This window comes from Fusobacterium sp., assembly GCF_029258315.1.
Taxonomy (GTDB): Bacteria; Fusobacteriota; Fusobacteriia; order Fusobacteriales; family Fusobacteriaceae; genus Fusobacterium_B.
In genome coordinates this window covers 1-9,757 of the sequence record NZ_JARHZE010000109.1, presented here as the reverse complement: position 1 = coordinate 9,757, position 9,757 = coordinate 1, and the positions used below count along the sequence as shown (strand labels likewise).

Sequence of the window (9,757 nt, the reverse complement as noted above, 5' to 3'; positions counted from 1 at the left end):
AAAATTCTATATTCTTGACATTTTTAGTAAATAAATGTTATAATGATTACAATTAAGGAATTATTATAAAAAATAGGAGATGATTATTATAAATAAGAAGTTAAAATCATTATTATTATTTTTTAGTTTCCTAATTTTTACTAAAGTTACATATTCTCAAGAAGCAATACAAAATCAAATGTTTTATAGAAATTTTTGGAGTTTAGTTCCATCGCTAGGAGCTATACTACTTTCCCTAATAACGAAAGAAGTTTATAGTTCACTTTTTTTAGGTGTAGCTCTAGGAGGATTATTTTACTCTAACTTTAATATAGAAAAAGCTATTGTTTTTATTGTAGATAATGGATTTATGAAGGTACTTTCTGATAAATCTAATATAGGGGTTTTAATATTTTTAGTAATTTTAGGAACTATGGTTTGTTTGATGAATAAAGCAGGAGGATCACTTGCTTTTGGTGAATGGGCAGGAAAGAAAATAAAATCTCGTGTTTCTGCTCAACTTGCTACAATCTTACTTGGTTGTTTAATTTTTATAGATGGATATTTTAACTGTTTAACTGTGGGAAGTGTAATGCGTCCTGTAACAGATAAATATAAAATTTCTCGTGCAAAACTTGCTTATATTATAGATTCAACAGCAGCTCCAATCTGTGTAATTGCTCCAATATCATCTTGGGCAGCAGCAGTTACAGGATTTGTTCCGGGAAAAGATGGATTTACTCTTTTTGTTAATGCTATCCCTTATAATTTTTATGCTTTCTTAACACTTATAATGTTAATACTATCAGTAGCATTAAAAGTGGATTTAGGATCAATGAAAATTCATGAAAATAATGCTTTAAATGGAGATTTATTTACAACAGAAGATCGTTCATTTCTAGTGGACACAGATCAAGAAGATAAAAAAGGATCAGTTTTAGATTTGATTATTCCAATAGCATTATTAATAAGTTGTTGTATAATAGGAATGATCTATACAGGAGGATTTTTTGAAGGGGCTAGTTTTAAGGAAGCTTTTGCAAGAAGTGATGCTTCATTAGGACTTTCAACGGGAAGTATCGTGGCTATGTTAATTACAATGGCTGTATATCCTTTAAGAAAAGTACTTAGTTTTCGACAATGTATAAATTGTATATCAGAAGGATATAAATCAATGGTACCAGCAATTATGATTTTTATACTTGCTTGTACTTTAAAATCTATGATAGATAGTCTAGGTGCCGCTTCTTATGTGGCTGATTTGATGAGAACATCAGCAGGTTCTTTTTCAAACTTATTACCAGCAATTATATTTTTAGTTGGTTGTGGGCTTGCTTTTGCAACAGGAACTTCTTGGGGAACATTTGGAATTTTAATTCCTATTGTAGTATCAGTATTTTCTGATGATCCTCAAATGATGATAATTTCAATTTCTGCTTGTTTATCTGGAGCAGTTTGTGGAGATCACTGTTCTCCAATATCAGATACTACAATAATGTCATCTGCTGGGGCACAAAGTAATCACATAAACCACGTTTATACTCAACTTCCTTATGCTTTGATTGTGGCAGGAATTAGCTTTATATCTTATATAATTTTAGGATATACAAAAAATCTTGTTCTTTCATTTGGATTTGGAATAGTAAGTATTGTAGTAATATTAGCTTATAAGAAAGTAAAAGAATATAAGTTTTATAGTAAAAATTATACACTAGCATTTAATAAAAAATAATAAATTTTAAAAGGAGTTTATAAATAAGTGATTTTCATTTAGTTATATCTCCTTTTTTTATTACTAAAAATAAAGAGTTTGTAAAAGAAAGTTAGATTTTAATTTCTAGATAGAGTATTTAATTTATTTTTAAAGAATAAATATATTATAATAGACTGTATTAATTTTTTAATAAATTTATTATTAGTAAAGTATAGAATTATAAATTAAAACGGAAGAGGGAAAAAATATAATAAAGTTAGATAATAATTTTTATATTATCCTTAAAAGAAAATCTAAAAAAATTCTATTACTTTTTAATTCTTTGGATTTAAATTATTAAGTTTTTTATTTAAAGATTAAAATTTAATGAGTTTATAATTATAAAAAACTAGCTATAAAAAGGATAATATTTAAAAAGATTACTTTTTTTCACCATAATTTGTATAATAATTCTTATTTTTAACTAAATCAATAAAAAAAATCAAAATAGCCTTGACATTTATATATATAAGTGTTATACTTATCGCAACAAATAAATACAAGCTAAGTAAAAAGATAGAGGTTGCGTTTTTTAATAGTAATTTAAATGTAAAAGGTTGGTACCCGTTATTTAAATGAAAGGAAAAGACGCCGAAGGAATTTGCTACCAATAAGTTCCTGGGGCAACATAGAATATATGTTGAACTGTCACAATATGTGGAGAGCTATCAAGAATTAAATTTAATATATCTTATTTTGTTTTGTTACATTTTATTATATTATGTTTTTTTCAGCTATTATGACATTTTGTGAAGCCTCAAGTAATTTGTGGCTTTTTTTATTTTATTAAATATTTTATTTTTATACTCGGAGGTTTTTATTATGAGAAATGTTTTAAGAAATGTTTTAGTTTGTCTTATGTTTTTTACACTGTCAACTTTAGGGTTTGCTGATGAACAAGCATATCAACCAGCCCTATATGCAAGTTTTTGGGCTTTAGTTCCACCAGTAGTTGCAATTGTTTTGGCTCTTATAACTAAGGAAGTTTATAGTTCACTATTTTTAGGAATTACAGTTGGAGGATTATTCTATTCTGGATTTTCTTTTGAAAGAACTATAACTCATATCTTACAAGATGGATTTATAAAAGTTTTATCAGATAGTTATAATGTTGGAATATTAATTTTCTTAGTTATATTAGGAACTATGGTTTGTCTAATGAATGCAGCAGGAGGATCACTTGCTTTTGGAAACTGGGCAAGTAAAAAAATAAAATCTCGTGTTTCTGCTCAACTTGCTACTATCTTACTTGGTTGTTTAATCTTCGTTGATGACTATTTTAACTGTTTAACTGTTGGAAGCGTTATGAGACCAGTAACAGATAAATATAATGTATCTCGTGCAAAACTTGCTTATATTATAGATTCAACAGCAGCTCCAGTTTGTATAATAGCTCCAATATCTTCTTGGGCAGCAGCAGTTACAGGATTTGTTCCAGGAGAAGATGGATTCTCAATGTTTATAAATGCTATTCCATATAACTTCTATGCTTTATTAACAATATTTATGCTAATCACATTAGTTGTTTCTAAAGTTGATTATGGTCCAATGAGAACTCACGAAGTTAATGCTTTAAATGGAGATCTATTTACAACAGAAGATCGTTCATTTGTAGTTGAAGCAGCTCAAGAAAATAAAAAAGGATCTGTTTTAGACTTAATTATACCAATAGCTTTATTAATAACTTGTTGTGTAATTGGAATGATATATACTGGTGGATTCTTTAGTGGAGCTAGTTTCGTAGAAGCATTTTCAGGAAGTAACGCATCACTTGGACTTTCAATGGGAAGTATATTTGCAATGATAATTACAATTATAATTTATTCAATCAGAAAAGTTTTAACTTTCCACGAATGTATGAACTGTATCCCTGAAGGATTTAAAGCAATGGTACCAGCAATTATAATTCTTACTTTTGCTTGGACTTTAAAATCTATGACTGATAGTTTAGGAGCAGCTCCTTATGTTGCAGGAATAATGGAAACTTCAGCAGCATCTCTTATGAATATGTTACCAGCAATTATATTTGTTGTAGGTTGTGGACTTGCTTTTGCAACAGGAACTTCTTGGGGAACATTTGGAATTTTAATTCCTATCGTTGTTGCAGTATTTGAAAATAATCAACAAATGATGATAATAGCAATTTCTGCTTGTATGGCTGGAGCAGTTTGTGGAGATCACTGTTCACCAATATCAGATACTACAATAATGGCATCAGCTGGAGCACAAAGTAATCACGTAAACCACGTTTATACTCAATTACCTTATGCTTTAACAGTTGCAGTAGTAACATTCCTTTCATATATCATTGTTGGATATACAAAAAGTTTAGCTCTTGCTCTTCCATTTGGAATGTTAGCAATAGTTGGAATTCTATTCTTTATGAGAAATAAAAATACAGCAAAATAAAATATTTTTTAAAATAAACGGGCTAGTAGAGTGAAAAACTTTACTAGCTTTTTTTAATTTCCCTCTTCTAATTTCTTAATTTGCATTTTTCGGGAATATATGATATAATATATATGTGAAGTAGATTTTATGAGTACTCGATTTGTAAGGTTTTCTATGCTTTCAAAGTAGAGGGGATTCGAACTTATCCAAGAGAGGAAAATATAATTGAAAAATGAACCAGTAGAACTGGGGTTTATTCAGGGTCTAAAAGGCAATGAATTATGCTACATATATTTGTGGTATAAAGTGAGTCGTATGGCGAAACTTAAACACTCTAATTCTATTATCTATTAAGATAATAGTCTTGGAGTGTTTTTTTATTTTAAGAAAACAAAAGAGAAGGTGTAAGTTACAACATCTTAATAAAACTAGAGGAGGAAGAGAGATACTGATAAACGGGTAACTTTATTTTTAAAATAAGTTTTCAGAATCGAAATTAAAATATGAAATTTAAAAAACCTATATTTGAAACAAATAAACTGAAACACAAAACGAAAAAACTACATGAAAGGAATTTTAATAAGTTTGGATTTGATTTACATCCAAGTGTATCATTGATATCAGCAATATTAATTTTAGTCTTTATTGGGATAACTTTGGCAAACCCAAAAGGCACAAATTTATTTTTAAGGGGGATACAGGAAAAAGTAACTAATAATTTAAATTGGTTCTTTATACTCTCAGCAAATATATTTTTATTCTTTCCTATATATTTAATGGTTAGTAAATTTGGAGAAATTAGATTAGGTGGTCCTAAAGCAAAACCAGAATTTTCAAATTTTGCTTGGTACTCTATGTTACTTAGTGCTGGAATGGGAATAGGACTTATATTCTTTGGAGTGGCAGAACCATTATTTCACGCCAATACAATTTTACCTCATACAAATTCTACTTCACAAGCTCAAGCATTAGCAACAACATTTTTTCATTGGGGACTTCATCCTTGGGGAATATATTGTTTAATATCTTTGGCCTTGGCATTCTTCTCATATAATAGAGGATTACCTCTTTCATTAAGATCTGTATTTTATCCTATATTAAAAGATAAAATTTTTGGAAAGATTGGAGATATAATCGACATCACTGCTGTTATATCTTGTCTTTTTGGACTTGCTACATCTTTAGGATATGGAGCTCAACAAATAAACTCTGGACTTAACTTTTTATTTGGAATACCTCAGAGTACAAAAATTCAAGTTATAATTATATTAACCATAACATTGATAGCAACTTTATCTGTTGTGTCTGGTATAGGAAAAGGAGTAAGAATTTTATCTGAATTAAATATAAAAGTAGCTGGACTTTTCTTAATACTTATACTAATCTTAGGTCCTACATTATTTATATTTAGATCTTTTGGTAATAGTGTTGGGTATTATTTAAATAACTTTTTCAAAATAAGTTTCTTTATGGAGAATGGAAATAAATGGCAAGGAAGTTGGACTATATTTTATTGGACTTGGTGGATATCTTGGTCACCATTTGTTGGAATGTTTATTGCCAGAGTTTCTAAGGGTAGAACTATTAGAGAATTTGTAATTGCTATTCTATTTATACCTGTGTTATTAAGTTTAATATGGTTTACAACTTTTGGAGCTACTGCTTTCCACGAAAATTTAATAACTGGTGGTGCATTATTAAAATCAGCTACAAAAGATACATCAACTGCATTGTTTACTATGATAAATAATATGCAGATACCACATATAATAAAAATAATTGTTTCATTGATTGGAACTTTCTTAGTTGTTTCTTTCTTTGTTACCTCATCAGATTCAGGATCTTTAGTTGTAGATAATCTTACTTCTGGTGGAAAAATAGATTCTCCAATTCCTCAAAGAATATTTTGGGCATTGATAGAGGGAGCTATTGCAATTTCACTTTTAATAAGTGGGGGAAATGAAGCACTTAATGCTCTTCAAACAGGGGTTATACTTTCTGGACTACCATTTACTATAATATTATTAATTATGATATATAGTTTATACATAGGACTTAGAACAGATCTTCGTAAATTAAAAGAATATCGTGAGGAGAGTTTGATATTTGAGATAATGACAACTTATAATGATGAAGCATAATATTTTTTATAATTGATAATGCAATACCTATAATAAATATTATTCCTAGTGATTGGTAATTAATATAATTAGTAAATTAAAAACAAATAACAATATTTTTTATTATTTTACTAAAGAAGAGGGAAAGAAAAAAAGAATTTTAGTTATTCAATAAATGAATTTCTAAAATTCTTTTTTTATTAGTGAAGAATATGTGTAAGTGGCATCATTATTATTCCTACAAAAGTAGAAATGATTGCCGTTCTAATATATTTATATTGTCTTGAACTTGGGATAAGTTCTTCAATAGCTATATACAACATTATTCCTGAAATCAAAGCAAATATTGCTCCAAGTGTAAAATTATTTATATATGGTCTTAAAACAAAATAAGTAAGTAATGCACCTATTGGCTCTACTATTCCAGAAAGAAAAGTATATTTAAATGCTTTCTTTTTACTTCCTGTTGCACAATATATTGGCATAGCCACAGATATTCCCTCTGGAATATTATGCAAAGTAATGGCTAAAGCAACAGAAATTCCTAGAGAAAGATCATTATATCCAGCCATAAAAGTGGCCACTCCCTCTGGAAAATTGTGTAGTCCTATGGCAAGAGTAGAAATAAATCCAACTCTAAAAAGATTTTGATGCTTATACTCTTCACAAGATCCAGTATTTATATGGGGAACAAATCTATCTAACCCTCCAGCTATTACAACACCTATTAAAAGAAAAATGGTTTGTAATAAAAGTCCTATTTTTTCTCCATAAGCACTTTCTAAAAGTTCGTGGGCGTGTGGAAGTAAATGTGTAAAAGATACACTTATCATAACTCCCCCAGAAAATCCCAAAGCCATACTCACTAGCTTTTCATTTTTTTCTTTCATAGTGAATAGGATAAAAGCCCCTAATAAAGTAGACATTCCTGCTATAAAAGAAAGTAGCAAAGCTCTTAAACTATTTTCATCTAAAAACATAACTCCTCCTATATTATATTAAATTTTAAATAAAATTTTGATTATTAAACTATTTGTATATTTTAACATATTTAAGATTTTTAGTCTATCTTTATTCTTGAAAAAAATATAAAGTTTAAATTTTCCTTTCGTATTAAAGGCAAAAAAGAAGCTGGAGATTTCTCTCCAACTTCCAAATAATTACTATTTTTTATAAATATTAGTGATTCCCTCTTCTACCATTTCATCTATATCATTTTTTGAATAACCAAGATTTTTTAAAATCTCTTCTGAATGATAGCCTAAAGGATAACCTGTTTTATTATATTTTATAGGGCATTCAGATAATTTTATAGGTGATGCCATTTGTTTAATAGTTTTTCCATTTGAGTTTGCTACCTCAACATCAACTACTAACTCTCTAGCTTTTATATGTTCATCTTCTAATAAAGCCTCTTTCATTGTAAGAACTGGCTCAACACAAACATCTTTTCCCTTAAAAATCTCCAACCATTCATCTAAAGTTTTTTCTAATATTCTTTTTCTTATAATCTCTTTCATTTGAGAAACATCTTTAGGCATAACAGTTTTTTCAATAAGTTCTGGAAGTCCTATACAGTTGCAAAAGTTTTCCCAAAACTTAGGTTCTAATGCTCCAACACTTAAATATCTATTATCCTTAGTTTCGTAGAAATCATAAGCACAACCACCATTAAGTCTAGTTTCCTCTCTTCTTGGCTCAATACCATTTACTAAAAAACTAGCTCCTTCCATAGCATTAAAAGAAATCAGTCCATCTGACATAGCTACATCAATATATTGTCCTTTTCCTGTCTGACTTCTATAATACACAGCTGATAAAATTCCTATTACAGAATTTAGAGAACCAACTCCAATATCTGCTATCTGCATATTTGTTAAAACAGGTCCTGTTGATTTTTTTCCAGAATAATTCATATTCCCACTTCTAGCAAGATAATTTATATCGTGTCCAGCATTATTTTTTAAAGGTCCTGTTTGCCCATAACCAGTAAGGGAACAATATATAATTTTAGGATTTATTTTTTTAAGATCTTCATAACCAAGTCCAAGTCTATCCATTACCCCTGGTCTAAACTGTTCTATCACTATATCATATTCCATTATAAGTTTATGTATTATCTCTTTAGATTTTTCATTTTTAAGATTTAAAAATAGATTTTTTTTATTTCTACCTAGCCAAGCTTGATTTGCACTTAAATCTGTTTCATCTATATATGGTGGATAATCTGCCACTATATCTTTTTTATCGGGAGCACTTATTTTTATAATATCTGCTCCTAGATCTCCAAGCATAAGTGTTGCATATGGTCCTGGTAAAAGTGTAGAAAAATCTAAAATCTTAAGCCCTGTTAAAGCACCCATTTTTTTCTATCTCCTTTATATTTTTAAATAGTCTTTTAACATCTCTTTAGAAAATTCAAATTCAGGTGTTCCTGATGAATGAGGAGCAATTGCATATTCTTGGTATCTTATAACAAGATCATTTCCTCTAAAGAAGAAAACAGCATTATCAATATCTGTTGTTCTAGTTGACATTTCTTTAAAGTATGGTGATTCATCTCCTAAAGTTTTTACATTATTTTTTATAGCTTTTATTATTTCTCTCTCTAGGAATTTTTTTGTTCCAGGTTTAAATATATCATTAAAAGTTAAAACTTTTCCAGTTGAGTTTAAAATATTATAAGACATAAGTCCTGTTGTTCCGTGATTTCCTCCAGTATAAATATATGTCATATCTAGGATAGAAGTAACACCAAAATTATTTTTATATTCTTTATAGATAGATTCTCCCTCATAAGGCATATCCTTATATGGATTTTTTTGGCTATCTTTTACAAGTCCGTTTATATTTTGATTTACTATATTTTCAACTTCTTTATTTAGAGCAATCTCTTTTCCTTTAAATGTAACTTTTGGATATTGGAAATTGTAAGTATATTTTTCTGATTTATTTGATTTTTGCATTGTGTCTACATTTACATTTGCTAAACATATAGCTGATGTCATTAAGTATATAAATAGTCCTTTTTTCATATTTGTTTTTAGATAATAAAAAATTATTATCTAATCCTCCTTTTTCTTTTGATATTTTGTTATCTTTCCTATTAGAGGCTTTTTTCTATAAAAAAGTTTAAATAAATCTTTTATTTTACTTTATATAAAAATATATATTATCAAATGAAGTTATTACAATTTTTAAATAATTTTAATTTTCTCTTTTCTTAAAAATATTTTTTTGATATAATATAGAAAAGAAAGGAGAATAAATTAATGACAGATTTTACATATAAAAGAATTTCCCAAGAAGATGCTAAAAAGATGATGGATACAGAAAAAAATCTTATTATCTTAGATGTAAGAACAAAAGAGGAATTTGAAGAGGGACATATAAAAAATGCTATAAATATTCCAAACGAAGATTTATATCCTTATGAATATCTTGATTTGGATATTGAAATGGACACTCCAATTTTAGTTTATTGTAGGAGTGGACATAGAAGTTTGACAGCCTC

7 protein-coding genes and 1 riboswitch are annotated in these 9,757 nt (G+C 28.1%); of the genes, 4 read left to right on the top strand and 3 right to left on the bottom strand.

All coding sequences use genetic code 11. The features are described from left to right. Positions 1-178 precede the first annotated feature (178 nt). The 3 genes from Q1J48_RS07460 (at position 179) to Q1J48_RS07450 (ending at position 6,264) form a co-directional block, all read left to right on the top strand. On the top strand, positions 179-1,711 hold the full coding sequence (locus tag Q1J48_RS07460) for a Na+/H+ antiporter NhaC family protein (RefSeq protein ID WP_300362358.1): 1,533 nt from the start codon (positions 179-181) through the stop codon (positions 1,709-1,711). 530 nt (positions 1,712-2,241) lie between these two features. After that, positions 2,242-2,408, top strand: a riboswitch (Lysine riboswitch). Between the two features lie 146 nt (positions 2,409-2,554). Next, a complete protein-coding gene (locus Q1J48_RS07455; protein ID WP_300329305.1) occupies positions 2,555-4,141 on the top strand; it encodes a Na+/H+ antiporter NhaC family protein in 1,587 nt (528 codons plus the stop codon). 485 nt (positions 4,142-4,626) lie between these two features. After that, positions 4,627-6,264 (top strand): BCCT family transporter, encoded by a 1,638-nt coding sequence (locus tag Q1J48_RS07450; protein ID WP_300362356.1) that lies wholly within the window; start codon positions 4,627-4,629, stop codon positions 6,262-6,264. Positions 6,265-6,443: 179 nt separating this feature from the next. On the opposite strand, the gene zupT is transcribed toward Q1J48_RS07450, so the two are convergent. The 3 genes from zupT to Q1J48_RS07435 form a co-directional block, all read right to left on the bottom strand. Beyond that, positions 6,444-7,223 carry a zinc transporter ZupT gene (gene zupT / locus Q1J48_RS07445; protein WP_300362353.1) on the bottom strand — a complete coding sequence of 260 codons (780 nt, stop codon included), beginning with the start codon at positions 7,221-7,223 and terminating at the stop codon, positions 6,444-6,446. Between the two features lie 183 nt (positions 7,224-7,406). Beyond that, a complete protein-coding gene (locus tag Q1J48_RS07440; RefSeq protein WP_300362350.1) occupies positions 7,407-8,606 on the bottom strand; it encodes a CaiB/BaiF CoA transferase family protein in 1,200 nt (399 codons plus the stop codon). A 15-nt stretch (positions 8,607-8,621) separates the two neighbouring features. Next, entirely contained in the window at positions 8,622-9,278 is a 657-nt protein-coding gene (locus Q1J48_RS07435; RefSeq protein WP_300362347.1) for a DUF3298 and DUF4163 domain-containing protein, read from the bottom strand. Between the two features lie 237 nt (positions 9,279-9,515). Here Q1J48_RS07435 and Q1J48_RS07430 point away from each other — a divergent pair. Further along, positions 9,516-9,757 (top strand): rhodanese-like domain-containing protein (locus tag Q1J48_RS07430; protein ID WP_300362344.1); only part of this gene is annotated, 242 nt, incomplete at its 3' end.